Origin of the sequence: Streptomyces sp. NPDC048825, assembly GCF_043198355.1 — a bacterium.
GTDB lineage: Bacteria > Actinomycetota > Actinomycetes > Streptomycetales > Streptomycetaceae > Streptomyces > Streptomyces xiangluensis.
Window position 1 is genome coordinate 229,736 of record NZ_JBICUR010000011.1, and the last position, 25,917, is coordinate 255,652.

A 25,917-nucleotide genomic window follows, 5' to 3' on the forward strand; every position below is an offset into this window, starting at 1 on the left:
TACGGAACGCTCTTGCTGAAAAGGAGCCCTGTCGCGCGCGGCGCTGCTCGTCCGACGCTACGGCCACCGAATCCCGCGCCAGCCCTCCGGATCCACACCGCCCGGCACCGGCGCCCCCTCGTCGTACGGCTGCCGCGTGAAGACGAACGACCCCAGGTCCAGATGACTCACCGACCCGTCGGGGCGCCGTACGGCCCGCAAGAGCTCGCCCGCGTAGTAGCCATCGAGCCCCGTCCATGTCCCATCGCCATTGGCCCGGAAGCGCGAGCGACGGCCACCGCCGGACAGGGGTCCTAGCGAGACGCCTCCCTCGGCGGTGAGACGCAGCGCGGAGGCCTGCGTGCCCCAGTACCAGGGCCCCGCCAACTCGAGTACGGATGCGTCGACTTCAGACAACGGGCGCCACGGCTCGGGGACCCGGGGTTCGGCCTCGGCGACGATGCGTACGAGATCCGCAGCAACCGTCATCACCATCGGGCCCGAGGTGCAGTTGGCGAGCACGACGGAGGCCAGATCGTCCTCGACGCTGATCACAAGACCGGCGAGGAAGCCTGGTAGGGACCCCGAATGCCCCACAAGGATCCGCCCTCCCCGGTGCTGAATCTGCATGCCGAGGCCATACGCCGTACCTGCCGCCACCTCCTCGGCCTCGGGCGGCGCCGCGGGCGTACGCATCTCCAGCACCGACCGCGCACTCAACACCCGGTCGTCCCCCTCGGCCAGGAACGCTGCGAAGCGCGCCAGATCGCCTGTGGTCGACCAGAGCTGACCGGCCGGCGCCATCCGGCCCAGATCCTCGGCGGGCTCCGGCAGCATCACATCCGCCCAGGGATGCACGGCCCAGCCGCCCGCGTGCGGTTCCTGTGGACGGCTGCTCGTACGGTGCAACCCCAGAGGCTCGAGGACCTCACGCCGCAGAACCTCCTCCCAGGAGGCGCCCCTCAACTCCTCGACCAACGCGCCCAGCAACGTATAACCGGGGTTCGAGTAATGGTGCCGCCTCCCCACGGGGTGCCGGTACGGCTCCTCGCCCAGCACATCGGCGAGCTCGGGGCGCAGCGATCCCGGCGTGCGCTCCCACCAGGGCGCGGGCGACTCGGCCGCCAACCCGCCCGTGTGCGCGAGCAGTTCGGCGATCGTCGACTCCCCCGCTCCGGTGTCCGGCAGATGCTTCTCCAGCGGATCGCCGAGGTCCAGCACTCCCTCGTCCCGCAACCGAAGCACCAGGACCGCGGTGAACGTCTTGGTGATCGACCCAATCCGGTACTGCACGTTCTCGTCCGGCCCGTGCCCGTCCACTGAGGTACGCGCCCCGTGCCACACCGCCTCCCCACCCCGTACGACCACCGCCACCATCGACGGCGCCCGTCCCTCGGCCTGAGCGGTGGCAATACGGTGCAGCAGGGCCCGGCGCGTACCGGGCAGCAGCTCTTCCTGAGATGTCGTCATGAGCCCAGTCCACCTGACCGGTCGCCCGGCGTCGAGCGCCGACAGGAGCACGGCCGGGTCGACAGCAAGTAGAGGGCGGCCACCAGGTCAAGCATGCCTGCCCTGGCAGGTGTAGGGTCTCGCCGCTCGTGACATGTCGATCTTGCGTGACCTGGGCGTTCTTGGCTGTCTCACGGCCTTGTCACCCATGATCAGTCTCAAATCCCTGGCATTTCCTCGCGAGGGCGAGGTCGAGATCAGGCGGCTCGCCCGAGCCGGCCGAGTACACCACGCTGAGCCCCGAGCACGAGGACTACCGGCGAGCCCAGATCGCGCACCGATGAGTTTCCCGCGCCGCGCTGGTCTATACGCCGGACACCCACGGCCGGAAGGCTGCGTCATGCGGAAACTGATCTACGGCATGAACCTGACCCTGGACGGCTACATAGCCACGGCCGGCGACGACATCGGCTGGAGCGGACCGCCGAGCGACGAGCTGTTCCAGTGGTGGCTCGACCACGAGCAGGCGAGTGGCCTGTCGTTGTATGGGCGCAAGCTGTGGGAGACGATGAGCTCCTACTGGCCAACCGGCGACCAGCAGCCCAACGCCACCCCGGCGGAGATCGAGTTCGCGCGGAACTGGCGGGACACTCCGAAGGTGGTGTTCTCCTCGACGATCGACAAGGTCGGCTGGAACACCCGCTTGGTCACCGGCGACGCGATCGCCGAGATCAGCCGGCTCAAGGCCGAGGACGGCGGCCCAATGAACATCGGCGGCGCAACGCTCGCCGGGGCGGCCATGCGCGCCGGGCTGATCGACGAGTACGCGATCGCCGCCCATCCAGTCCTGGTGGGCAGCGGCACGCCGTTCTTCACCGCGCTGGACAGCTGGGTGAACCTGAACCTGGTGGAGACGCGGACGTTTCCCGGCGGCGTGGTCCTGGCCAGGTACGAGACGAGGCGCTGAGCAGCAGCACCCACGCGCTAGTCTCACGGTGATGTCATATACGACATCGGTACGACACGGCCCGTGTGAGATCTACATGGCAGGTCAGGCTCAGGCCTGCATATCCACAAAGCGCGAGTAGTGGCCCTGGAAGGCGACCGTGATCGTCGCCGTTGGACCGTTACGGTGCTTGCCCACGATGATGTCCGCCTCACCCGCGCGCGGAGACTCCTTCTCGTACGCGTCCTCGCGGTGCAGCAGGATCACCATGTCCGCGTCCTGCTCGATCGACCCGGATTCACGGAGGTCGGAGACCATGGGCTTCTTGTCCGTCCGCTGCTCGGGGCCACGGTTCAGCTGCGACAGCGCGATGACCGGAAGCTCCAGCTCCTTGGCCAGAAGCTTCAGGTTCCGCGACATGTCGGAGACCTCCTGCTGTCGGCTCTCGGCCCGCTTGGAACCGCCCGACTGCATCAGCTGCAGATAGTCGATGACCACTAGCTTCAGGTCGCTGCGCTGCTTGAGTCGACGGCACTTGGCGCGGATTTCCATCATCGACAGGTTCGGGGAGTCGTCGATATAGAGGGGAGCGGCCGAAACATCCGGCATCCGGCGCGCGAGCCGGGTCCAGTCCTCGTCGGTCATCGTGCCCGAACGCATGTGATGCAGAGCCACACGCGCTTCCGCGGACAGCAGACGCATCGCGATCTCGTTGCGGCCCATTTCGAGCGAGAAGATCACACTCGGCATGTTGTGCTTGATCGAGCAGGTCCGCGCGAAGTCCAGCGCCAGCGTGGACTTACCCATGGCAGGACGCGCCGCGATGATGATCATCTGGCCCGGGTGTAGACCATTTGTGAGCTGGTCGAGATCGGTGAAGCCGGTCGGCACACCGGTCATCTCCCCCGAGCGCGAACCGATCGCCTCGATCTCGTCGAGCGCACCTTCCATGATGTCGCCGAGCGGCAGATAGTCCTCCGTGGTGCGCTGCTCGGTGACCGCGTAGATCTCGGCCTGGGCGCTGTTGACGATCTCGTCGACGTCACCGTCGGCCGCGTACCCCATCTGCGTGATGCGCGTGCCGGCCTCCACCAGGCGACGCAGCACAGCACGCTCATGAACGATCTCTGCGTAGTACTCGGCGTTCGCCGCCGTAGGCACCGTCTGAACGAGGCCGTGCAGATACGACACGCCGCCGACCTTGGTGATCTCGCCCCGCTTGGTGAGCTCGGCGGCGATCGTGATCGGGTCGGCCGGCTCCCCCTTCGCGTAGAGGTCGAGGATCGCGCTGTAGATGGTCTCGTGCGCCGGCCGGTAGAAGTCGTGTCCCTTGAGCAACTCGACGACATCGGCAATGGCGTCCTTGGACAGCAGCATGCCTCCGAGGACGGACTGCTCGGCGTCCAGATCCTGCGGCGGCACACGCTCGAAGGACGAACCTCCGCCGTCCCAGACCCCGTTGTCCCGTCCGCGATCGTGTTGCTCGTCGCGACCCCTGCCACCGTCACGGCGACGGGAGGCTGGCAGACGATCACTGGGACCGCTGTCGGCCCACGGGTCGTCCAAGGGCTCGGAAATACTCACCGAGCCACCTCCTCCCGTCCGCCGAGCGGACCTAGCCGTGCCTCATCTTTCTACGGCACGGCACTGACAAATGAGAGTCCCAACTCCGGTTCTCACACGTCGGTTTTGCGAGGTTTCCGAGGTCGAAAGAGGAGCGGGGCGCCGGACCACGTTAGGCCTGCGGGCACCGTCAGCCAATCTGGTTATCCACAGGCCATGTGGACGACCGCCCTGATGCTGTGGAGAACCTCGCAAAACCTGTGCACGACTCGGTGGACAGGCCTGTGAACAAGCTCGTGCCCCGAGTTCCACACCCGCCCTCACCTGCACTTATCCCGTCCACCGGCTGTGCAGAAGAAAAACTTCCACAGTAGAACCGAGATCGTTACGAACACCCCGCAACGACGCTTTCCATGGAAGGAGAAGTAAGACCCCCACGACAGTTGCGCCACTTACCTGTGGAAGATTAGATTGATGTGCATGACACAGGCTTCCGCGGCACCCAAGGCCGCCCGGCGTCGGCACGACCGAGAGATCGTCGCGCTGGCCGTTCCGGCCTTCGGCGCACTCGTCGTCGAGCCTCTCTTTCTCCTGGCCGACAGCGCCATCATCGGCCATCTCGGCACTCCGCAACTCGCCGGTCTCGGTGTCGCCTCCGCCCTCCTCACCACAGCCGTCAGCATCTTCGTCTTCCTGGCGTATGCCACCACAGCCGCCGTCGCGCGCCGCGTCGGCGCGGGAGATCTGCAAGCCGCAATCCGTCAGGGCATGGACGGCATCTGGCTCGCGCTCCTGCTGGGGGCAGCCATCATCGCCGTCGTCGTACCGACGGCCCCCGCCCTGGTGGAACTCTTCGGAGCCTCGGACACCGCCGCCCCCTACGCCACCACGTATCTACGGATCTCGGCGCTCGGCATTCCCGCGATGCTCGTCGTTCTCGCCGCTTCCGGAGTCCTCCGCGGACTGCAGGACACAAAGACACCGCTGTACGTCGCCATCGCGGGCTTCATCGCCAACGGAGCCCTCAACGTCGGCCTCGTCTACGGCGCGGACCTCGGCATCGCCGGCTCCGCCTGGGGCACCGTCATCGCCCAGTGCGGTATGGCCGCGGTGTATCTCGCCGTCGTCGTCCGTGGAGCACGAAAGCACGGCGCCCCGCTGCGGCCGGACGCCGCCGGGATACGCGCCTGCGCCCAGGCCGGAGCACCTCTGCTGATACGTACGCTCTCGCTGCGGGCCATCCTGATGATCGCCACCGGCGTGGCGGCCCGGCTCGGTGACGCGGACATCGCCGCACACCAGATCATCCTCGGGTTGTGGAGTCTGCTTGCCTTCGCCCTGGACGCGATCGCCATCGCCGGTCAGGCGATCATCGGCCGCTACCTCGGCGCGGGTGACGCCCAACGCGCCCGCGAGGCCTGTCGCCGCATGGTGGAGTGGGGCATCGCGATCGGCGTCGCACTCGGTGTGCTGGTGATCGTCACCCGGCCGCTCTTCGTCCCGCTCTTCACCAGTGACTCCATGGTCAAGGAGGCGGCACTGCCCGCCCTCATCGTGGTGGCTCTCTCCCAGCCGGTCTGCGGCATCGTCTACGTACTCGACGGCGTCCTGATGGGCGCCGGGGACGGCCCTTACTTGGCGCGGGCGATGCTCGTGACGCTCGCCATCTTCACGCCCGCCGCTCTGCTCGTACCTGTTCTCGGCGGCGGCCTGACGGCGCTGTGGGGAGCAATGACCCTGATGATGGCCATGCGAATGCTGACCCTATGGCTGCGCTCCCGCTCGGGTCGCTGGATCGTCACGGGTGCCACGCGCTGAGCAAAGCCGACCCTGCACCGGGTGATGTCGACCGCAACCAAGCTCGCTCTGTTTCACGTGAAACGGCGAACCAACTCGGGGACCGATGCACACCGTTTCACGTGAAACATGCCCTCCATGCGTCCCCGCCGCCCACACGTCGGCCGCCAAGAGACACGGCCGGCAGGCGAGGGGGCAAGCGTGTGGGGCCGTGCCCCGAAAGGCACGGCCCCACAATGCACTGCTTCAGCGAGCGCAGCGCTTAGGCAGCGACGACCTCGATGTTGACCTTGGCAGCAACCTCGGGGTGCAGACGCACGGACGTCTCATGGGCGCCCAGCGTCTTGATCGGCGCACCCAACTCGATGCGGCGCTTGTCGACCTCGGGGCCACCCGAAGCCTTGATCGCCGAGGCGATGTCGGCCGGGGTGACAGAACCGAAGAGCCGACCGGCGTCGCCCGAGCGGACGGCCAGGCGGACCTTGACGCCCTCGAGGCGGGCCTTGATCTCGTTGGCCTGCTCGATGGTCTGGATCTCATGGATCTTGCGAGCACGACGGATCTGCTCGACGTCCTTCTCGCCGCCCTTGGTCCAGCGGATCGCAAAGTTCCGCGGGATCAGGTAGTTGCGGGCGTAACCGTCCTTGACGTCGACGACTTCGCCCGCGGCGCCGAGGCCAGAGACCTCGTGGGTGAGGATGATCTTCATGTGTCGGTCACCCTTCCCTTATCGCGCGGTGGAGGTGTAGGGCAGCAGCGCCATCTCACGGCTGTTCTTGACGGCCGTGGCGACGTCACGCTGGTGCTGCGTGCAGTTGCCGGTCACGCGGCGGGCACGAATCTTGCCACGGTCGGAAATGAACTTCCGCAGCATGTTCGTGTCCTTGTAGTCCACGTACGTGACCTTGTCCTTGCAGAAAGCGCAGACCTTCTTCTTCGGCTTGCGCACAGGCGGCTTCGCCATGGTGTATCTCCTGTGTGATCAAGAAGTGTGGGTGCGAACCCGCCCTCAGAAGGGGGGCTCGTCCGAGTAGCCGCCGCCGGAGCCGGAACCGGAGCCGCCGGAGCTTCCGCCCCAGCCGCCACCGCCACCGCCCTGCTGACCGCCGCCGGCCGGCGCACCGGTCGCCCAGGGATCGTCGGCGGGAGCGCCGCCGCCCTGCTGCTGACCGCCACCGGGACCTGAGCCCCAGCCGCCGCCCTGCTGGCCGCCGCCACCGCCGCCGCCGTAACCACCCTGGCCGCCTCGGCCGGTGGTCTTGGTGACCTTGGCCGTGGCGCTGCGCAGGCTCGCGCCGACCTCGTCGACGTCGAGTTCGTAGACCGTGCGCTTGACGCCCTCACGGTCCTCGTAGGACCGCTGCTTCAGCCGGCCCTGCACGATGACGCGCATGCCTCGCTGGAGCGACTCGGCGACGTTCTCCGCCGCCTGACGCCAGACCGAGCACGTCAGGAACAGGCTCTCGCCGTCCTTCCATTCATTGGTCTGACGGTCGAAGGTGCGGGGAGTGGACGCGACACGGAACTTCGCGACCGCCGCACCGGAAGGGGTGAAGCGCAGCTCGGGATCGTCGACAAGATTGCCGACGACCGTGATGACGGTCTCGCCTGCCATTGGGAACCTCTCGGCGGGTTTGCTGCTGGCTGCTTGCTGCTACTCGATGCCCGAGATCAACTGAGCGGGAGAGCTCAGTGCATCTCGGGGCGGAGGACCTTGGTCCGGAGGACCGACTCGTTCAGGTTCATCTGGCGGTCGAGCTCCTTGACGACCGCAGGCTCGGCCTGCAGGTCGATGACCGAGTAGATACCCTCGGGCTTCTTCTTGATCTCGTACGCGAGACGACGACGGCCCCAGGTGTCGACCTTCTCCACCTTTCCGTTGCCCTCACGGACGACGGAGAGGAAGTTCTCGATCAGCGGGGAGACAGCGCGCTCCTCGAGATCGGGGTCGAGGATGACCATCACCTCGTAGTGACGCATGTGGAACCCACCTCCTTTGGACTCGGCGGCCACGGTCGTTCCGTGGCAGGAGGGTTGTGATGCGTTAGCAACGGTATCGGCCACCACTGACAATCGGGCTCGCCGCTCAGTGAACTGAGTGGGAGTCGCGTCATGGCATGGGCAGACACCGGTGCAGACGGTACAGACTACCCGGACACCGGCTTCCGGTTGAAATCCGGGGGCGGGGGCCGTCAATCTGTACACATCGGGTGTGTATGGCGCTACGATGCGCCGTTTTCCGCAGGAGGTGCCCTATGGCACAGACAGTGCGCCCCAAAGTCGCCGGATCCCTGTTCGCCACCGATCACAAGCGCCACCCGCTCCAGGACACGCTGCTCGCCGTGACGCTGGTGCTGGGGGCGACGTCCTTCATCACGGCGATGTTCCACCACCTGCATCTGATCAGCTCCTGGACGGGGCTGGTGGGGATTCTCACGGGAGCGGCCGGACAGTTCGTCTCCGTGACGACGCGGGAGCGCTTCGGTCTGATTGTGGGTCTCGGTGCGGCGGGTGTCGGCTTCATGCTCGGCATGGCGCACGGCGGTCTCTTCGGCGGGATCATCGGCTGAGCGATTCCCCCGGCGGACGGGGATATCGGCCAACGGCCTTCCCACTCCCGGCTCGAGGGCCGGACACCCCTTCCGGACCTCCCGGCCGCGCATGCGCCGGGCCCAGGTTCCGTAGGGCCAGACAGGGCGCTCGCAGGGCGCAGTAGGCTTCGGCGCGAGAGCCGGAGCCCCTGTACCCATGGGGACACACCAGCCCGAGGAGCGCCCCGTATGAGCCTGACCCTGAGGACCATCAGTCGAGAGCAGCATCTGGCGTACATCCAGAGCCTGCCCGCGGCGAGCCACATGCAGGTCCCGGCCTGGGCAGACGTCAAGGCGGAGTGGCGTGCCGAGAATCTCGGCTGGTTCGACGACAGGACGGGCGACATGGTCGGGGCGGGCCTCGTGCTGTACCGGCAGCTGCCCAAGATCAAGCGCTACCTCGCCTATCTGCCCGAGGGGCCGGTCATCAACTGGTTCGCGCCGAATTTGACCGAGTGGCTGGATCCGATGCTCGCGCATCTCAAGCAGCAGGGCGCCTTCTCCGTAAAGATGGGCCCACCGGTCATCATCCGGCGCTGGGAGGCCGCTTCCATCAAAAAAGGCATCCAGGATCCGGACGTGAAGCGGTTGCGCGACATCGAGGCCGACTTCATCGAGCCGCGCGCTTTCGAGGTCGCCGACCGGCTGCGTCGCATGGGCTGGCAGCAGGGCGAGGACGGCGGGGCCGGCTTCGGCGACGTACAACCCCGCTATGTCTTCCAAGTACCGCTGGCCAACCGGTCGTTGGAGGACGTCCACAAGGGCTTCAACCAGCTGTGGCGGCGCAACATCAAGAAGGCCGAGAAGGCGGGCGTCGAGGTTGTCCAGGGTGGCTACCAGGATCTCGAGGAGTGGCAGCGCCTCTACGAGATCACGGCCGTCCGCGACCACTTCCGGCCCCGCCCGCTCTCGTACTTCCAGCGCATGTGGACGGCCCTCAACAACGAGGACCCCAACCGCATGCGGCTCTACTTCGCCCGGCACGACGGTGTGAACCTGTCCGCTGCGACGATGCTGGTCGTGGGCGGGCATGTCTGGTACTCGTACGGTGCCTCGGACAACATCGGGCGTGAGGTCCGGCCCTCGAACGCGATGCAATGGCGCATGCTGCGGGACGCATACGCGCTCGGTGCCACGGTCTATGACCTGCGGGGTATCTCCGATTCGCTGGATGAGACCGACCACCTTTTCGGCCTCATCCAGTTCAAAGTGGGCACGGGCGGGCAAGCCGCCGAATACCTCGGCGAGTGGGACTTCCCGCTCAACAAGCTGCTCCACAAGGCGCTCGACATCTACATGTCCCGCCGCTGACGCACCAGAATTTGCCTTCATACCTCTGATACACCGCAGCCACGAGAAAGGTTCCAGGTCCGGCCATGGCGCTCACGCTCTACGTCGACACCGCACGCTGGCGGGCGCACCACAAGCAGGTCTCCGAGCAGTTCCCCGGACTCGTCCCTGTGTGCAAGGGCAATGGCTACGGCTTCGGTCATGAGCGGCTGGCGGACGAGGCCACGCGGCTGGGCTCGGACATCCTGGCCGTCGGCACGACGTACGAGGCCGCCCGGATCAAGGACTGGTTCGGCGGAGACCTGCTGGTGCTGACGCCGTTCCGGCGGGGCGAGGAGCCCGTGCCGCTGCCCGATCGTGTGATCCGCTCCGTGTCGTCGATCGACGGGGTCTACGGCCTCGTGGGCGCCCGCGTCGTCATCGAGGTCATGTCCTCGATGAAGCGGCACGGTGTGAGCGAGCACGATCTGCCTCAGCTCCACGCCGCCATAGAGAACGTGCGGCTGGAGGGCTTCGCGATTCACCTGCCGCTGGACCGCACCGACGGCTCCGACGCCGTCGAGGAGGTCATCGGCTGGATGGACCGGCTGCGCGCGGCCCGGCTGCCGCTGCACACCATGTTCGTCAGCCATCTGAAGGCCGAGGAACTCGCCCGTCTGCAGCAGCAGTTCCCGCAGACGCGTTTCCGCGCCCGCATCGGTACGCGGCTGTGGCTGGGGGACCACGAGGCGACGGAGTACCGCGGAGCCGTCCTGGACGTCACTCGCGTCTCCAAGGGCGACCGCTTCGGCTACCGCCAGCAGAAGGCCGCCTCTGACGGCTGGCTGGTGGTCGTGGCGGGCGGTACGTCGCACGGGGTGGGCCTCGAGGCCCCGAAGGCCCTGCACGGCGTCATGCCGCGCGCCAAGGGCGTCGCCCGGGCCGGCCTCGCCACGGTCAACCGGAACCTCTCGCCGTTCGTCTGGGGCGGCAAGCAGCGCTGGTTCGCGGAGCCTCCGCACATGCAGGTCTCGATCCTTTTCGTGCCCTCAGACGCCCCGGAACCGAAGGTCGGCGAGGAACTGGTGGCCCATCTGCGGCACACCACCACGCAGTTCGACCGGATCGTCGAGCGCTGACCGCCCGGACCTCAGCGGAGAGGCCGTACACGGACTCCGTGTACGGCCTGTTTGTGTAGCTCTCTACGCCCTGTTCACTCAGGGCGAACCGGCGCCCGCCGAGGGGCCCCGGCTGCCCCACTCCACGTGCGGCCCGTCGAAGTGGGCCGCATGCTGCGGCGGATGGGCCGCGGCTCCCAGGACGAAGGCGTCCTCCGCGCCATCGAGTACCCCGCCCGACGGATCGTCGTCCCCGGACCGGCGTACCACGTCCCGTTCCGGCATGAGGATGTCGCGTACGACGACGGCACACAGGTAGAGCGTCCCCAACAGGTGGATGACGATGACGACGTGATAGCCGTCGGTCGGCAGTCCCTTGTGAGCGTCGCCGCTGGTCGTGTACGCGAGGTACATCCAGATCCCGAGGAAGTACGCGACCTCGCACGCCTGCCAGATCAGGATGTCCCGCCACTTGGGGCGGGCCAGCGCGGCGAGGGGGACCAGCCACAGCACGTACTGCGGTGAATAGACCTTGTTGGTGAGGATGAAGGCCGCAACGACCAGAAAGGCGAGTTGGGCGAAGCGCGGCCTGCGCGGGGCAGTCAGCGCCAGTCCCGCTACCCCCAAGCAGGAAAGCAGCATCAGCACCATGGCGAGTGTGTTGACAGTGTCGGTGGTGGGCGGGCTGTCCATGCGATGAGAGAGGACGAGCCAGAACGAGCCGAAGTCGACGCCGCGCTCCTGGCTGAATGTGTAGAACTTCGACCAGCCCTCTGGGGCGAGCAGCATCACCGGGAGGTTCACGACCAGCCAGGCGCCCGCTGCACCGCGCAGCGCGGTGCCGAACTCCCGCCACCTGCCAGCACGCCAGCACAGCACGAGCAGCGGCCCGAGGAGCAGGAAGGGATAGAGCTTGGCGGCCGTGGCAAGGCCCAGGAGGACGCCGAAAGCGAGCGGGCGGCTCCGCGCCCACATCAGCATCGCGGCGGCCGTCAGGGCGACGGCCAGCAGGTCCCAGTTGACGGTGGCGGTGAGCGCGAAGGCGGGTGCGAGGGCGACCAGCAGACCGTCCCAGGGCCTCCGGCGGTGGGTGCGGGTCACGCAAACGGCGATGACCGCCGCGCACACCATCAGCATCCCGGCGTTGACCATCCAGTAGACGTTTGCCTGGTCCTGGATGCTGCCGCTGCCGGGTGTCAGCCAGGAGGCGACCTCCATGAACACGCCGGTCAGCACCGGGTATTCGAGGTACTCCATATCGCCGCTGAGTTTGTCGAAGTACGGCACGAGCCCCTCGGCGAAACCGCGGCCCTGGTAGAGATGCGGGATGTCGGAGTAGCACGCGTGCGTGTACTGCGAGCTGGCCCCGAAGAACCAGGCGCCGTCGTAGCACGGCAGCTTCTGCACCATGCCAAGAGCGAACATGCCGATCGCGACAAGCGCGATGACACGTACAGGGGTCCACCAGGACGTCCCGAGCAGCGCGCGCCGCCCGATGGGGCCACCGATCAGCTCGCTGCCGGTTGCGGCGACCGCGTCCTCCTTGGTCGGCCGTACCGGCTCCGGCTCATGCGAGCTCGCTCGCTTCGTCTCTGCACTGGGCATGCGGACCATCCTGCCGTACGTAGCTGAGAGTGTGCTGGGTCGTCCTGTCGCGTGGCCGTGGCTGGTCGCCTGACTGAAGGCCTTCGCCTCTGAGTACGACGAGGGCCGCCGCACCCTGTCGGTGCGGCGGCCCTCGTTTCACGTGAAACAGCGTGTTTCACGTGAAACACACACAGTGTGGGCTACCCGGTGCCTCCCCCGAAGAGGCCTCCGTTGTCGTTGCCGCCGTTGTTGCCGGGGGGATCGGACTCCGTCGGCGAAGCACTCACACCTCCGTCGACTCCGCCGTTACCAGCACCACCGTTGTCCTCTCCGCCGGTGTTGTTGCACTCGAAGTCGAAGGGGTCGCAGGTGTTGCTCGGCGAGGGTGAGGGACTCGTCGTCGGCTCACTGGGAGTCGGGCTCGGCGTCGGGGACTCCTCCTCCTCCTCGGGCTCGGGAAGCGAGGGCGTCGGGGTCGGGGTCGGGATGTCGTTGACGACCTTACCGATGGGTTCGGGCGTCGGGAACTTCTCCGCAGGCTTGCCCTTGAGCGCGTCCTCCATGTAGTCGTGCCAGATCTCGGCCGGGAACGAGGCACCGTGGATCTTCTTCTGGCCACCCGTCCCGTACATCTCCAGGAACTTGCGCTTCTTGTTGTTCGCGTCGTCGTCCATGCGATACATGGAGATCGCCGTCGAGAGCTGCGGGGTGTAGCCGACGAACCAGGCGGACTTGTTGCCGTCAGTGGTACCGGTCTTGCCCGCCACCTCACGGTCGTCGAGCGCCGCCGCGGTGCCCGTGCCGTCTTCCACGACGGTCTTCAGAACGTCGGTGACGTTGTCGGCGACCTCGGGAGTGAAGGCCGTCCTGGTCTTGGCGACGTCCGCGTGCCTGAAGACGATCCCGTCCGCGTCCTCGATCTCGGTGACCGAATACGGGTCGTTCTGCTTGCCGCTGGCCGCGAAGGTAGAGTACGCGCCTGCCATGCGGATCGCGCTCGGGTCGGACGTGCCGAGCGAGAAGGACGGGTAGTTCGCGCTGGCCAGACTGCCCTCCAGGACGCCGGCGTCCAGCGCTGCCTCCCTGACCTTGTCCAGACCGACGTCCATACCGAGCTGCACGTAGGCGGAGTTCGCCGAGACCCTCATCGCCTCGCGGAGGTCGATCTGGTAGCTCGGCGCGTTGTACGACTCACCGCCGTCGTTCGTCTGCAGCCACTCCCTGCCCTTCTTGTCCTGCCAGACGTTGCCGTCGTAATCCTCGATCTTCAGCTTGTTCTTGCCGCTGTAAAGGCTCTTCGGCGAGACGATCGTCCGCTCGTCCTGCGCCTGGATCTCGTCACCTTCGGGATCGCGCACACCCCACGACATGGCGGACGCCAGCACGAACGGCTTGAACGTCGAACCCACCTGGGCGCCGGTCTGGTCGGCGTTGTTGGTGAAGTGCTTCGTCGCGTCCTCACCGCCGTAGATGGCCCTGATGGCACCGTCCTCCGGATCCACGGAGGCCCCGCCGAACTGGACGTACTTGTCCGTCTTGGGACGCTCGTCCGGCTTGATGTTCTCCTTCTGGACCTTCTTCACCGCGTCTTCGAGCTGATCGACCTTCTTCTTCTCGAAGGTCGTCTGAATCGTGTAGCCGCCCCGCTGGAGTTTCTCGGCGGTGATCCCGGTCTTGTCGCTGTTGTTCACGATGTACGCCTTGGCGAGGTCGACGAGATAGCCGATCTGGCCGCTCAGCGCGGTGTTCAGGCGCGGGTTCTGGGTCTTGGGGAACCCCATCTTCCTGTACTTGGCGCCATCCGAGGCCGGCAGATGACCGTCCTTGACCATTTCGCCGAGGATCCAGCTCCATCGCTCCGTGGCCCGCTTGGTGTTGGCCTCGCGAGTGGCGGCAGGGTCGATCGATTCCGAGCCCGCCGGGTCGTAGTACGTGGCTCCCTTGAGCACCGCCGCCAGGAAGGCGCACTGGCTCGCGTTGAGCTCCTGCGCCTCCTTGTTGAAGTACGCACGCGCGGCCGCCTGGATTCCATAGGCGCCGCGTCCGTAGTAGGCGGTGTTCAGGTAGCCGGCCATGATCTCATCCTTGTCGACCGAGGCGCCGACCTTGATGGAGATGAACAGCTCCTTGAACTTACGCGTGAGCGTCTGCGACTGGTCGCCGAGCCTCGCGTTCTTCACGTACTGCTGGGTGATGGTTGAGCCACCCTGCGTATCGCCGCCCTTGGCCATGTTGAACAGGGCACGACCGATGCCCATGGGGTCCACGCCCTTGTCGGTCTCGAACGTCTTGTTCTCGGCCGAGATGACGGCGTAGCGCATCTCCTCGGGGATCTGGGCGTAGCCGATGATCTGGCGGTTCGTCTCGCCGCCGGTGGCGACCATCGTGGTGCCGTCGGCCCATTTGTAGACGTTGTTCTGCGCCGTCGCCGCATCGTCGACTTTCGGGACGCCCACCATGGCGTACGCGATGCCGGCCACGGCCATCATGCTGCCGAGGAAGCCGACAAAAGTGCCCGTCACAAGCCTCCATGACGGCACCCATCGCGCCGCGCCGTACTTGCCCGCGCGCGGATAGTCGATGAGGCGCTTCCTGGGCGGCTCGACGCCGCGGCCCCTGCCACGCCCGGGCCCGTTCGGCCCGCCAGGCCCGCCCCGGCGGCCACCACCTCCCGCGCCGTCGGCCGCTCTGCGCCGGCCACCGCCGCTGGTACTTCTCTGGGCAGCCCTTCGGGCCTCCGCACGGCCACCGTACGGCTGTTCCTCACCCCCCGATCCATAGGAGGCGGAAGGAGACCCAGTGGCGCCTCGCGGTGCCGCGCGGCGGCCGGAGGACGAGCCGGTAAGGCCGCGTCGGGCTGCGGCACGTCCGCCGCCTTGCGGCTGCGGCGGTTTGCGACGGTGCTCGCTCATCGAACGGTTACTCCTCGGGCAGGCGCACCTTTGCGCGCCTGGAAACGGCGGCTGGTTTCCCGGTCCCCCCGAAGTACGGATGCGGTCGTTCTGTCATTCACCCGTACTGCACCGAGGACGAAGACGCCCCCAAACGTCACTTGGTTCCCGGTGATGTGCATGGCGCACAGACTACGCACCGGCAAAACCCACCGAGGGCCGAAGTTCACCCCAAAACAGGCAACCTGTGTCCCACGAATCGGTGATGTGACGCCGTTCACCATGCCCCCTCTTGTCGCATACGGATGGCCGTTCTATCGTGCTGATGTATCGAGTCGATACATCAGCTCGGCATAACGACCGTCACGGCAAGACTGCTGCAGAGAGGAGGCGACGATGAGCCGGCGTTCCGGGATCCTCGAGTTCGCCGTACTCGGCCTGCTCCGCGAGTCCCCGATGCACGGCTATGAGCTGCGTAAACGGCTCAATACCTCACTGGGCGTGTTCCGTGCCTTCAGCTACGGGACGCTCTACCCCTGCCTCAAGACGCTGGTCGCCAACGGCTGGTTGATCGAGGAATCGGGAGGTGCCCGCGATGAAGCACCTGCCGCTCCACTCGCGGGGCGCCGCGCCAAGATCGTCTATCGGTTGACGGCGGAAGGTAAGGAGCACTTCGAGGAACTGCTCTCGCAGACGGGTCCCGACGCGTACGAGGACGAGCACTTCGCCGCTCGTTTCGCCTTCTTCGGGCAGACGTCGCGGGATGTACGTATGCGGGTCCTCGAAGGCCGCCGCAGTCGTCTCGAGGAGCGCCTGGAAAAGATGCGCGCCTCCCTGGCGCGCACCCGGGAGCGCCTCGACGACTACACCCTTGAGCTCCAGCGACACGGGATGGAGTCCGTGGAGCGCGAAGTGCGCTGGCTGAACGAGCTCATCGAGAGCGAGCGGGCCGGACGGGACCAGCGGCGTCCCGCCGCGGACGGCTCCGCTCAGCAGGACAGCACATCTGGAGAGTCGGGCGGCCTGCCCCGGCACGGGGAAACCTCCCGGCCGGATCCGTCCGACGACACCGACACGTGAAGTCCGCTCAGGGCTTCACCGAGTACACACAGGGAGCAACCGGAATGGGTTCGGTTCGCGTAGCCATCGTCGGCGTGGGCAACTGCGCCGCCTCGCTGGTCCAGGGCGTCGAGTACTACAAGGACGCCGACCCGGCCGCCAAGGTCCCGGGTCTGATGCACGTCCAGTTCGGCGACTACCACGTCAGTGACATCGAGTTCGTGGCTGCCTTCGACGTCGACTCGAAGAAGGTCGGCCTCGACCTCGCGGACGCCATCGGTGCCAGCGAGAACAACACCATCAAGATCTGCGACGTCCCGAACTCCGGTGTGCCCGTGCAGCGCGGCCACACTCTGGACGGGCTCGGCAAGTACTACCGCGAGACCATCGAGGAGTCCGCCGAGGCCCCGGTCGACGTCGTCCAGGTCCTCAAGGACAAGCAGGTCGACGTCCTCGTCTGCTACCTGCCGGTGGGGTCCGAGGATGCTGCGAAGTTCTACGCCCAGTGCGCCATCGACGCCAAGGTCGCCTTCGTCAACGCCCTTCCGGTCTTCATCGCGGGCACCAAGGAGTGGGCGGACAAGTTCACCGAGGCCGGTGTCCCGATCGTCGGTGACGACATCAAGTCGCAGGTCGGCGCCACGATCACGCACCGCGTGATGGCAAAGCTGTTCGAGGACCGGGGTGCGATCCTGGACCGCACGATGCAGCTGAACGTCGGCGGCAACATGGACTTCAAGAACATGCTCGAGCGTGACCGCCTGGAGTCGAAGAAGATCTCCAAGACCCAGGCCGTCACCTCCCAGATCCGCGACCGCGACATGGGTGCGGACAACGTCCACATCGGCCCGTCCGACTACGTGGCCTGGCTGGACGACCGCAAGTGGGCGTACGTCCGTCTCGAGGGCCGCGCCTTCGGTGACGTCCCGCTGAACCTGGAGTACAAGCTCGAGGTCTGGGACTCCCCGAACTCCGCGGGTGTCATCATCGACGCCCTGCGCGCCGCGAAGATCGCCAAGGACCGTGGCATCGGCGGCCCGATCCTCTCGGCATCGAGCTACTTCATGAAGTCCCCGCCGGTCCAGTACTACGACGACGAGGCCCGCGAGAACGTCGAGAAGTTCATCAGCGGCGAGGTCGAGCGCTAAGAGCTTCGCTCAGCGATGTTGAGGGTCTCCGGGTAGTGCGCCCGGGGACCCTCCTCGTATGTGAGGCTGTGCCCCATGGCTGTCGTACGTGACCTGCGCGTACTCCTGCGCTTCCGGAACTTCCGGCGCCTGCTCGCCGTACGGCTGCTGTCCCAGGGCGCCGACGGTGTCTACCAGGTCGCGCTCGCCACGTACGTCGTCTTCTCTCCGGAGCGGCAGACCTCGGCGGCCGCGATCGCCTCGGCGATGGCGGTACTCCTCCTCCCGTATTCGCTCGTCGGCCCCTTCGCGGGGGTGCTGCTGGACCGCTGGCGACGGCGGCAGGTCTTTCTGTACGGGAACCTCCTGCGGGCGCTGCTGGCCTCTCTGACGGCCGTGCTGATCGTGAGCAGCGTCCCGGACTGGCTCTTCTACGTCTCCGCACTGAGCGTCACCGCGGTCAACCGCTTCGTCCTGGCAGGTCTGTCCGCCGCGCTACCGCGTGTCGTCGACTCCGAGCGCCTGGTGATGGCCAACTCCCTGTCGCCCACGGCCGGGACGCTCGCCGCGACCGCGGGCGGCGGCATCGCCTTCGTCGTACGTCTCGTCATCTCGGACTCCGATGCCGCGGTCGTCCTCGTCGGAGCGGCGCTCTATCTGTGCGCGGCGCTCGCCTCGCTGCGTATGGCGCGGGAACTGCTGGGTCCCGGCCAGGAGTTGGTGCAGCCGCATCTGAAGGCGGCCCTGGCGGGTACAGCACGTGGCCTGGCGGCCGGCGTACGCCATCTGGCCGAGCCCGCACGCCGCGAGGCGGCCTGGGCGTTGACCGCGATGACGCTGATGCGGTTCTGTTTCGGCGCACTGACGGTCATGGTGCTGATGCTCTGTCGGTACGCATGGTCGTCCGGCTCCGGGGAGGACGGTCTTGCTCTGCTGGGGCTGGCCGTGGGGATCTCAGGGGCGGGCTTCTTCGCGGCGGCGGTGGTGACTCCGACGGCAGCCGGGAAACTCGGGCCGGGCGGCTGGATCGTCGTCTGCGCCGGATCCGCCGCGGTCCTGGAACCCACGCTCGGTCTGTCGTTCACCGAAGTGCCCGTTCTGATCTCGGCCTTCGTCCTCGGCCTCACCACCCAGGGCGCGAAAATCGCCACCGACACCGTGGTCCAGTCGTCCGTCGACGACGGCTTCCGCGGCCGGATCTTCTCCGTGTACGACGTGCTGTTCAACGTCGCCTTCGTGGGCGCCGCCGCGGTGGCCGCCCTGATGCTGCCCCCTGACGGCCGCTCAGTCCCGCTGGTGGTCACGGTGGCCGTTATCTACGCGGCAGTTGCTGCGTCTATGGCCCGATTTGAGCGGCGACGAGTGTCACATCAGTGACACAGAGCGTCTCTGGAACATCGAGTTGCCAGTGGGGCCGATAGTTTACGTAGGTCTTATTTCGCGCCATGCGCTCCTACGTCATAGGGGGACCCTCAAGTGACCACTCCGCCGCCGCCCCAGGGGCAGAACCCATACGCTCAGGGGCAGCCGCCTCAGGGCCAGAACCCGTTCGCCCAGGGCCAGACGACACCTCAGGGCCAGCCTCAGTTCCCGGGCCAGCCCGGCTACCCGCAGCAGCCGAACGCGCCGTACGCCCCGGTCCCGCCCCAGCAGCAGAAGCGCGGCTTCAAGTTCTACCTGCGCATCGCGATCGTCGTGGCTGCCCTCATCGCCGCGGGCATCGGCTGGGTGGCTAGCCGAGACGACGCGCAAGCCGCCAAGGTCGGCGACTGCATGAGCATCGGCAACCCGGACAGCACCACCAACCCGGAGCTCGAGGTCGTGGACTGCGGCGACTCCAAGGCCGCGTACAAGGTCGAGCAGAAGAAGACCGACGACTCCGGCTGCGACCGCACCAAGTACGCCGAGTACACCGAGACCGGTGGCAGCAGCGACTTCACGCTCTGCCTGTCGGAGTACTCCGCCAAGTAGAAACTCATCCGGATACGCCGAGGGCCGTTGTTTCACGTGAAACAACGGCCCTCGGCGTATCCGGATCCAGTCGGTGCCAGGTCATGTTTCACGTGAAACATCGCCCGTTTCACGACTCAGCTCTGCGCGGCCCACCACTCCTTGAGTGCCGACACCGCCGCATCGTGCTCCATCGGCCCGTTCTCCAGGCGCAGCTCCAGCAGGAACTTGTACGCCTGGCCGATGACTGGGCCAGGCCCGACACCGAGGACCTCCATGATCTGGTTGCCATCGAGGTCGGGCCGGATGGCGTCCAGCTCCTCCTGCTCCTGGAGTTGGGCGATGCGCTCCTCCAGACCGTCGTACGCACGGGAGAGCGCGGCGGCCTTGCGCTTGTTGCGCGTGGTGCAGTCGGAGCGGGTCAGCTTATGGAGGCGGTCGAGGAGCGGGCCAGCGTCCCGTACGTAGCGGCGGACCGCCGAGTCCGTCCACTCACCGGTGCCGTAGCCGTGGAAGCGCAGGTGCAACTCGACCAGTCGCGAGACGTCCTTCACAAGATCATTGGAGTACTTGAGGGCCGTCATGCGCTTCTTGGTCATTTTGGCGCCCACCACCTCGTGATGGTGGAACGAGACCCGACCGTCCTTCTCGAAGCGGCGCGTGCGCGGCTTTCCGATGTCGTGCAGCAGCGCAGCAAGTCGGAGGGTGAGGTCCGGACCGTCCTCCTCCAACTCGATCGCCTGCTCCAGCACGATGAGCGAGTGGTCGTAGACGTCCTTGTGCCGGTGGTGCTCGTCACGCTCCAGACGCAGCGCGGGCAACTCGGGCAGCACATGCGCGGCGAGTCCGGTGTCGACGAGCAGCGTCAGCCCCTTGCGCGGGTACGCGGAGAGGATCAGCTTGTTCAGCTCGTCCCGGACACGCTCGGCGGAGACGATCTCGATTCGTTCGGCCATGGCCTTCATCGCGGCGACGACGTCCGATGCCACCTCGAAGTCGAGCTGCGCCGCGAAGCGGGCGGCCCTCATCATCCGCAGTGGATCGTCGGAGAAGGACGCCTCGGGAGTGCCCGGGGTACGCAGCACGCGCTGCGCCAGGTCCCGCAGCCCGTCGTGCGGGTCGATGAACTCCTTCTCCGGCAGCGCCACGGCCATCGCGTTGACCGTGAAATCGCGGCGTACGAGGTCTTCCTCGATCGAGTCGCCGTACGACACCTCGGGCTTGCGTGAGGTCCGGTCGTACGCCTCCGAGCGGTACGTCGTCACCTCGATGTCGAAGCGCTGAACTGCGTCCTCGACACGGGCCTCCTTCTGCGCCCCTACCGTCCCGAAGGCGATCCCAACCTCCCACACGGCGTCCGCCCAGGGCCGCACGATCTTCAGTACGTCCTCGGGGCGGGCGTCCGTCGTGAAGTCCAGGTCGTTTCCGAGCCTGCCCAGAAGGGCGTCCCGGACCGAGCCGCCGACCAGGGCGAGGGAGAATCCGGCCTCCTGGAAACGGCGGGCGAGATCGTCGGCGACGGGGGACACCCGCAGTAGTTCGCTCACGGCGCGGTGCTGCACCTGGCTCAGGGCATTGGGATTGTCTTCGTTGGCGTTCGGCACAACAGAAAAGGGTACGTGGCGCGGGCGACGGCGAGCGCCCCCATTACGCGTGCACAAGTGCTTCCCCCGTACCTGGTGGGGCGCCTCCCTCAATACGTGCACATAGGCGACAGCCCGGCCTGGCCCCCCGATCTTGTGGGGCGGACCGCGGCACTTCCCCTCAGCGCGCATCGTTACCATGCGTGGACGCACATTCCGACGACCACTGACGACGACGAGGGACGGGCGAGCGCGTGGCCGAGGCGGCAGACTTCCAGGGGACGAGTGCCTCACCTGCCCGCCGGTGGCTTCGGCGCACCGGAGTACTGCTCGCCGGAGCGCCTCTGCTGGCCGGCCTTCTCCAGCTGCCCGCCTCGCCCTCCGCGGATGCCGCCGAGCGCACCGCTGTGGCCGAGGCCACCGGCTCCAAGACGGTTGACGTCTCCCTGAACTCGCTCAGCCCCACCGTCCCCTCGGACGGGGACACGCTCACCGTCTCCGGCCGAATCACCAACAAGGGCAAGCAGTCGGTCACGGACGCCCAGGTCGGTCTGCGCGTAGGACCGACGATGAACGGCCGCTCGTCGATCGACACGGCCGCGAAGAACAACCCGGAGGCGGGCGCCGAAGTCGGCGGCTCGTACGTGCAGGATTTCGCCAAGCTGGCGCCGGGTGTCCCGCAGAGCTTCAGTATTTCCGTCCCCGTAGACGAGCTGGACCTCGGCGCTGATGGCGTCTACCAGCTCGGGGTCACGCTCACCGGGGAGACTGCCGCCCAGCCGTACGAGCGGATTCTCGGGATCGAGCGGACCTTCCTGCCGTGGCAGCCGGAAGCGGCGGAGACGAAGACCAGGACGACGTACCTCTGGCCCCTGATCTCCACCCCCCATGTGACGGCCGAGACGGGTTCGAACGAGCAGCAGACGCCTGTCTTCCAGGACGACGACCTCGCCGCGGAGCTCGCGCCCGGCGGCCGACTGCAGCAGCTCCTCACTCTCGGCAAAGAGCTGGACGTCACATGGGTGATCGATCCGGACCTCCTGGCCTCTGTGGTCGCGATGACGAGCGGCTACGAGATCCAGACCAGTGCCGAAACCACCACGCCGGGGACCCACCAGGCGGTCGCCAAGCAATGGCTCGCCGAGCTGGAGAAGGCAGTCCAGGGCAAGGAGGTCGTCGCCCTCCCCTTCGCCGACCCGGATCTGGCGTCGCTGGCCCACAGGGGCACGAAGGTCACCGGGTCGCTGAGCCATCTCAAGGACGCCACGGAGGTGGCCGCCACCACGGTGGAATCGATCCTCCATGTGACGCCGAGCACGGACTACGCCTGGCCTGCGAACGGCGCGATCGACCCGTCGATCGTCAAGGTCGCCACCTCCGCCGGCGCCGACACGGTGATCTCCCGCAGTGACAGCCTGGACGAGACCGGCGGCCTGTCGTACACGCCCAGTGCTGCCCGCCCCATCGGCGGCGGGACCACGGCGGTGGTCGCGGACGCCCGCCTGTCGACGGCGTTCCAGGGCGACATGGCGGTGGCCGACAACTCCACGCTCGCCGTGCAGGAATTCCTGGCCCAGACCTTGATGATCGCTCTTCAGCAGCCGGGGAAGCAGCGCAGCATCGTGGTTGCCCCCCAGCGCATGCCGTCCGCCAGCCAGGCCCAGACGATGGCGCAGGCGCTCACAGCTCTCCAGAGCGGGAACTGGTCGCAGTCGGCGGACCTGTCCGCGGCCACCGAAGCCAAGCCCGACCCCGGCGCCACCACGCGGGTCCCCTCGGCGTACCCTTCCTCGCTGCGCAAGCAGGAGCTGCCGCCGGAAACCTTCGAGCAGATCGAGAGCACGCAGAAGAAGCTCGACAAGTTCCGGGTGATCCTCACCGACGAGTCCCGCGTGGTCACCCCGTTCGGGCGGGCCCTCAACCGGGTGATGTCCACGTCCTGGCGCGGCCACGAAGCCGACGAGGTCGTGTACCGCAGCGGTGTGGAGACGTATATCGACGATCTCACCAAGCAGGTTGCACTGATCAAGAAGTCGGAGGCGAAGCTGTCGGGCCGCAGCGCCACGATTCCGATCACTGTGCAGAACAACCTTGTCCAGGGCGTCGACCATCTGGTGCTGCGCCTGACGTCGGAGAAGCCGACGCGCCTGCGCATCGGTGATCGTGCCTACAGGGAACAGCGGGTGGAGGTGTCGGGCGGGCACAGCCAGTCGGTGAAGTTCACCGCCAACGGCCGGGCCAACGGCCAGTACGCGGTGACTGCCCAGCTCTTCACGGAGGACGGCCAGCCGTACGGCCGGTCCATCACGTTCGACGTGAACGTCACCGAGATCACCCCCACAGTGATGCTTGTCATCGCCGGCGGTGTCCTGCTGCTCGTACTCGCCGGATTCCGGATGTACACCCAGCGCAAGCGCGCGGTTGCCCGGCAGGCGGAGGAAGGGCTGGACGACGGCCTTGAGGACGACGCCGAGGATGGTCGCGAGAAAGAGTTCCGCTCGGAGTCGGGGACGGCGTCCGAAGCGGAATCGGGTTTGGCGTCGCCAGTGGAATCGAGGGCAGACGACCCGGAGCAGCCGAGTGACCCTTCACCGGACACCGCACCGGAAAGCACCGACCCGTCCGGCACGGGTGAGAGAGTGGACCGTTGAGCGATGTCGTGGCCGGTGGGCCCGGGGACGATGAGGTGGGGTAACCATGAACGCGCCGTACGACGGTGACCGCGGTCAGGGCGCGGGTGGCTCCGGCTACCCCGACGACCCGCCGCAGGGGCCGCCGGAGCCCGGCCAGGTGCCGCCACAGCCTCCCGCCGACATGTACCTTCAGGACACCTACGGACAGGATCCCTACGGGGTTCGAGATCTCGCCGCCCAGGACCCGGTCGGTGAGGCGCTGTACGACCGCGCCGCGCATCCCCCGCCACCGCCGGGCACATACCCGCCGCAGCAGCTCTACGCCCAGCCGCCGCAGTCGCCGTACGCTCCCGATCCACGTGTGTGGGCGCAGACCCCGGCGCCCGAACCGGAAGGCCTGACGCAGCATCTGCCCTACGGTGACGACGCCCGTACGACCCAGTTCGTGGGCGTGGACGACCTGGTGACACAGGCGGGCGAGGAACGCCACGAGCCGGATGCCTTCGCGTATCTCTTCCGTGACCAGCAGCAGGGCGGCACGTACCCTCCTGCGGGTCCGCCCGGTGTGCCTGCCCCGCCTGGTGTGCCGTCCCCCACGCCCGAGCCGGCTCCCGCGGCCCCTCAGTCTCCGCCGCCTGCGCCCGCATCGGCGCCCACGCCCGCACCGAAGAAGTCCGGGGGCCGCGCGTCGAGTCTGCTGAAGTCGAGCGCGGTCATGGCGGCGGGCACGATGGTGTCCCGCCTGACCGGCTTCATCCGGTCCGCGCTGATCGTCGCCGCGCTGGGTACTGCCCTCCTGGGCGACACCTTCCAGGTCGCATACCAGCTGCCGACGATGATCTACATCCTGACGGTGGGAGGCGGCCTCAACTCCGTCTTCGTACCGCAGCTGGTGCGCGCCATGAAGGAGGACGACGACGGCGGTGAGGCCTATGCGAACCGTCTGTTGACCCTTGTCATGGTGGCGCTCGGCGCGCTGACCCTGCTCGCGGTGTTCGCCGCACCACTCCTGGTCCGCATGCTGTCGACGCCGGTCGCCAATGACGCCGCGGCCAACGAGGTCGCCATCACCTTCAGCCAGTACTTCCTGCCAACGATCTTCTTCATGGGCATCCACGTGGTGATGGGCCAGATCCTCAATGCCCGCGGCAGCTTCGGCGCGATGATGTGGACTCCGGTCCTCAACAACATCGTCATCATCGTGACGCTCGGCATGTTCCTCTGGGTGTACGGCACTTCGGCGAACTCCGGGATGGCCGTTGGGAACATCCCGCCGGAGGGCCAGCGGCTGCTCGGTGTCGGTGTCCTGCTCGGCCTTGTCGTCCAGGCCCTCGCGATGATCCCGTACCTGCGCGAGACCGGGTTCCGGCTGCGGCTGCGCTTCGACTGGAAGGGTCACGGCCTCGGCAAGGCCGCGATGCTCGCCAAGTGGACGATTCTGTTCGTCCTCGCGAACCAGGCGGGCGCCGTCGTCGTCACCCAGCTGGCAACCGCGGCGGTCACGGAAACTGGGACCGGCGGTACCGGCTTCAGCGCCTACGCCAACGCCCAGCTCATCTGGGGTCTCCCGCAGGCCATCATCACCGTCTCGCTGATGGCTGCCCTCTTGCCGAGACTCTCGCGCTCGGCCGCGGAGGACGATGCGGGCGCCGTCCGCGACGACATCTCCCAGGGCCTGCGCACCACGGCCGTCGCGATCGTGCCGATCGCTTTCGGCTTCGTCGCACTCGGCATCCCGATGTGCACACTGATCTTCGGCTCCTCCGGCATCGACGCGGCCACGAAGATGGGTTACATGCTGATGGCCTTCGGGCTCGGCCTCATCCCGTACTCCGTGCAGTACGTCGTGCTGCGCGCCTTCTACGCGTACGAGGACACCCGGACTCCCTTCTACAACACGGTCATTGTGGCCGCCGTCAACGCGGGCGCCTCGGCACTCTGCTACATCCTTCTGCCACCCCTCTGGGCGGTGGCTGGCATGGCCGCCTCCTACGGTCTCGCGTACGCGATCGGCGTGGGCGTGGCCTGGCAGCGGCTGCGCAAGCGGCTGGGCGGCGACCTGGACGGAGCTCGCGTCCTGCGTACGTACGCCCGTCTCGGCATCGCCTCGGTACCGGCGGCGTTGCTAGCGGCAGCGGCCTGTTACGGAATCACCCAGGGGCTGGGGCAGGGCGTCCTTGGCTCCCTGGCCGCCCTCCTTGGCGGGGGCATCGCCCTGCTCGGCATCTTCTTCGTCGCGGCTCGGCGTATGCGCATCGAGGAACTGAACGGAATGGTCGGCATGGTGCGGGGGCGCCTCGGGCGCTGAGGCGGAGTACGCGCACAACCATCGTCCGGGACCGCGTGTCGTGCATAGCGGCGGACTGTGGGCACAA

At 67.2% G+C, this 25,917-nt stretch carries 20 protein-coding genes; 11 read left to right on the forward strand and 9 right to left on the reverse strand.

The window, feature by feature from the left end:
• Window positions 1–57 precede the first annotated feature (57 nt).
• Window positions 58–1,449: a serine hydrolase domain-containing protein gene (locus ACGFNK_RS26355; protein WP_393419761.1), complete on the reverse strand. Its 1,392-nt coding sequence runs from the start codon at window positions 1,447–1,449 to the stop codon at window positions 58–60.
• Between the two features lie 379 nt (window positions 1,450–1,828).
• Here ACGFNK_RS26355 and ACGFNK_RS26360 point away from each other — a divergent pair, with 379 nt between their 5' ends.
• The gene (locus tag ACGFNK_RS26360) at window positions 1,829–2,395 is read left to right on the forward strand and encodes a dihydrofolate reductase family protein (protein ID WP_393419763.1); all 567 of its coding nucleotides are present in this window, start codon (window positions 1,829–1,831) and stop codon (window positions 2,393–2,395) included.
• Window positions 2,396–2,485: 90 nt separating this feature from the next.
• Here the strand turns inward: ACGFNK_RS26360 and dnaB are convergent, their stop codons facing one another.
• Entirely contained in the window at window positions 2,486–3,958 is a 1,473-nt protein-coding gene (dnaB, locus tag ACGFNK_RS26365; RefSeq protein WP_386340127.1) for a replicative DNA helicase, read from the reverse strand.
• Window positions 3,959–4,402: 444 nt separating this feature from the next.
• Between dnaB and ACGFNK_RS26370 the strand changes: the two genes are divergently transcribed.
• Window positions 4,403–5,755 carry an MATE family efflux transporter gene (locus ACGFNK_RS26370; protein WP_393419916.1) on the forward strand — a complete coding sequence of 451 codons (1,353 nt, stop codon included), beginning with the start codon at window positions 4,403–4,405 and terminating at the stop codon, window positions 5,753–5,755.
• A gap of 241 nt (window positions 5,756–5,996) precedes the next feature.
• Here ACGFNK_RS26370 and rplI read toward each other — a convergent pair whose 3' ends face one another.
• From rplI to rpsF, 4 genes are all read right to left on the reverse strand, one after another.
• On the reverse strand, window positions 5,997–6,443 hold the full coding sequence (rplI, locus tag ACGFNK_RS26375) for a 50S ribosomal protein L9 (protein WP_393419765.1): 447 nt from the start codon (window positions 6,441–6,443) through the stop codon (window positions 5,997–5,999).
• Window positions 6,444–6,461: 18 nt separating this feature from the next.
• Window positions 6,462–6,698 carry a 30S ribosomal protein S18 gene (rpsR, locus tag ACGFNK_RS26380; RefSeq protein ID WP_003949403.1) on the reverse strand — a complete coding sequence of 79 codons (237 nt, stop codon included), beginning with the start codon at window positions 6,696–6,698 and terminating at the stop codon, window positions 6,462–6,464.
• A gap of 45 nt (window positions 6,699–6,743) precedes the next feature.
• Complete coding sequence (locus ACGFNK_RS26385; RefSeq protein WP_393419767.1) at window positions 6,744–7,349, reverse strand: single-stranded DNA-binding protein; 606 nt, start codon at window positions 7,347–7,349, stop codon at window positions 6,744–6,746.
• A 74-nt stretch (window positions 7,350–7,423) separates the two neighbouring features.
• Window positions 7,424–7,714: a 30S ribosomal protein S6 gene (gene rpsF / locus ACGFNK_RS26390; RefSeq protein ID WP_033321285.1), complete on the reverse strand. Its 291-nt coding sequence runs from the start codon at window positions 7,712–7,714 to the stop codon at window positions 7,424–7,426.
• A 275-nt stretch (window positions 7,715–7,989) separates the two neighbouring features.
• Here rpsF and ACGFNK_RS26395 point away from each other — a divergent pair, with 275 nt between their 5' ends.
• The 3 genes from ACGFNK_RS26395 (at window position 7,990) to ACGFNK_RS26405 (ending at window position 10,733) form a co-directional block, all read left to right on the forward strand.
• A complete protein-coding gene (locus ACGFNK_RS26395; protein WP_393419769.1) occupies window positions 7,990–8,304 on the forward strand; it encodes a hypothetical protein in 315 nt (104 codons plus the stop codon).
• Window positions 8,305–8,514: 210 nt separating this feature from the next.
• Window positions 8,515–9,636: a peptidoglycan bridge formation glycyltransferase FemX gene (gene femX / locus ACGFNK_RS26400; RefSeq protein WP_393419771.1), complete on the forward strand. Its 1,122-nt coding sequence runs from the start codon at window positions 8,515–8,517 to the stop codon at window positions 9,634–9,636.
• A 65-nt stretch (window positions 9,637–9,701) separates the two neighbouring features.
• Complete coding sequence (locus ACGFNK_RS26405) at window positions 9,702–10,733, forward strand: alanine racemase (RefSeq protein ID WP_386340111.1); 1,032 nt, start codon at window positions 9,702–9,704, stop codon at window positions 10,731–10,733.
• Window positions 10,734–10,811: 78 nt separating this feature from the next.
• Here ACGFNK_RS26405 and ACGFNK_RS26410 read toward each other — a convergent pair whose 3' ends face one another.
• A complete protein-coding gene (locus ACGFNK_RS26410) occupies window positions 10,812–12,326 on the reverse strand; it encodes a glycosyltransferase family 87 protein (RefSeq protein WP_393419773.1) in 1,515 nt (504 codons plus the stop codon).
• Window positions 12,327–12,499: 173 nt separating this feature from the next.
• Window positions 12,500–15,211 carry a transglycosylase domain-containing protein gene (locus tag ACGFNK_RS26415; RefSeq protein WP_393419775.1) on the reverse strand — a complete coding sequence of 904 codons (2,712 nt, stop codon included), beginning with the start codon at window positions 15,209–15,211 and terminating at the stop codon, window positions 12,500–12,502.
• A 375-nt stretch (window positions 15,212–15,586) separates the two neighbouring features.
• On the opposite strand from ACGFNK_RS26415, the gene ACGFNK_RS26420 reads away from it, so the two are divergent.
• The 4 genes from ACGFNK_RS26420 to ACGFNK_RS26435 all read left to right on the forward strand — a co-directional run bounded on the left by ACGFNK_RS26420 (window position 15,587) and on the right by ACGFNK_RS26435 (window position 19,347).
• Window positions 15,587–16,270 (forward strand): PadR family transcriptional regulator, encoded by a 684-nt coding sequence (locus tag ACGFNK_RS26420; RefSeq protein ID WP_386340102.1) that lies wholly within the window; start codon window positions 15,587–15,589, stop codon window positions 16,268–16,270.
• Window positions 16,271–16,314: 44 nt separating this feature from the next.
• Window positions 16,315–17,397: an inositol-3-phosphate synthase gene (locus tag ACGFNK_RS26425; RefSeq protein WP_393419778.1), complete on the forward strand. Its 1,083-nt coding sequence runs from the start codon at window positions 16,315–16,317 to the stop codon at window positions 17,395–17,397.
• 75 nt (window positions 17,398–17,472) lie between these two features.
• Window positions 17,473–18,753: an MFS transporter gene (locus ACGFNK_RS26430; RefSeq protein WP_393419780.1), complete on the forward strand. Its 1,281-nt coding sequence runs from the start codon at window positions 17,473–17,475 to the stop codon at window positions 18,751–18,753.
• Window positions 18,754–18,852: 99 nt separating this feature from the next.
• On the forward strand, window positions 18,853–19,347 hold the full coding sequence (locus tag ACGFNK_RS26435) for a hypothetical protein (protein WP_388674939.1): 495 nt from the start codon (window positions 18,853–18,855) through the stop codon (window positions 19,345–19,347).
• Window positions 19,348–19,463: 116 nt separating this feature from the next.
• Here the strand turns inward: ACGFNK_RS26435 and ACGFNK_RS26440 are convergent, their stop codons facing one another.
• A complete protein-coding gene (locus ACGFNK_RS26440; protein ID WP_393419782.1) occupies window positions 19,464–20,930 on the reverse strand; it encodes a CCA tRNA nucleotidyltransferase in 1,467 nt (488 codons plus the stop codon).
• 233 nt (window positions 20,931–21,163) lie between these two features.
• Here ACGFNK_RS26440 and ACGFNK_RS26445 point away from each other — a divergent pair, with 233 nt between their 5' ends.
• On the forward strand, window positions 21,164–23,560 hold the full coding sequence (locus tag ACGFNK_RS26445; protein WP_393419784.1) for a DUF6049 family protein: 2,397 nt from the start codon (window positions 21,164–21,166) through the stop codon (window positions 23,558–23,560).
• Window positions 23,561–23,606: 46 nt separating this feature from the next.
• A complete protein-coding gene (murJ, locus tag ACGFNK_RS26450; RefSeq protein WP_393419786.1) occupies window positions 23,607–25,850 on the forward strand; it encodes a murein biosynthesis integral membrane protein MurJ in 2,244 nt (747 codons plus the stop codon).
• The last annotated feature ends 67 nt before the right edge of the window (window positions 25,851–25,917 follow it).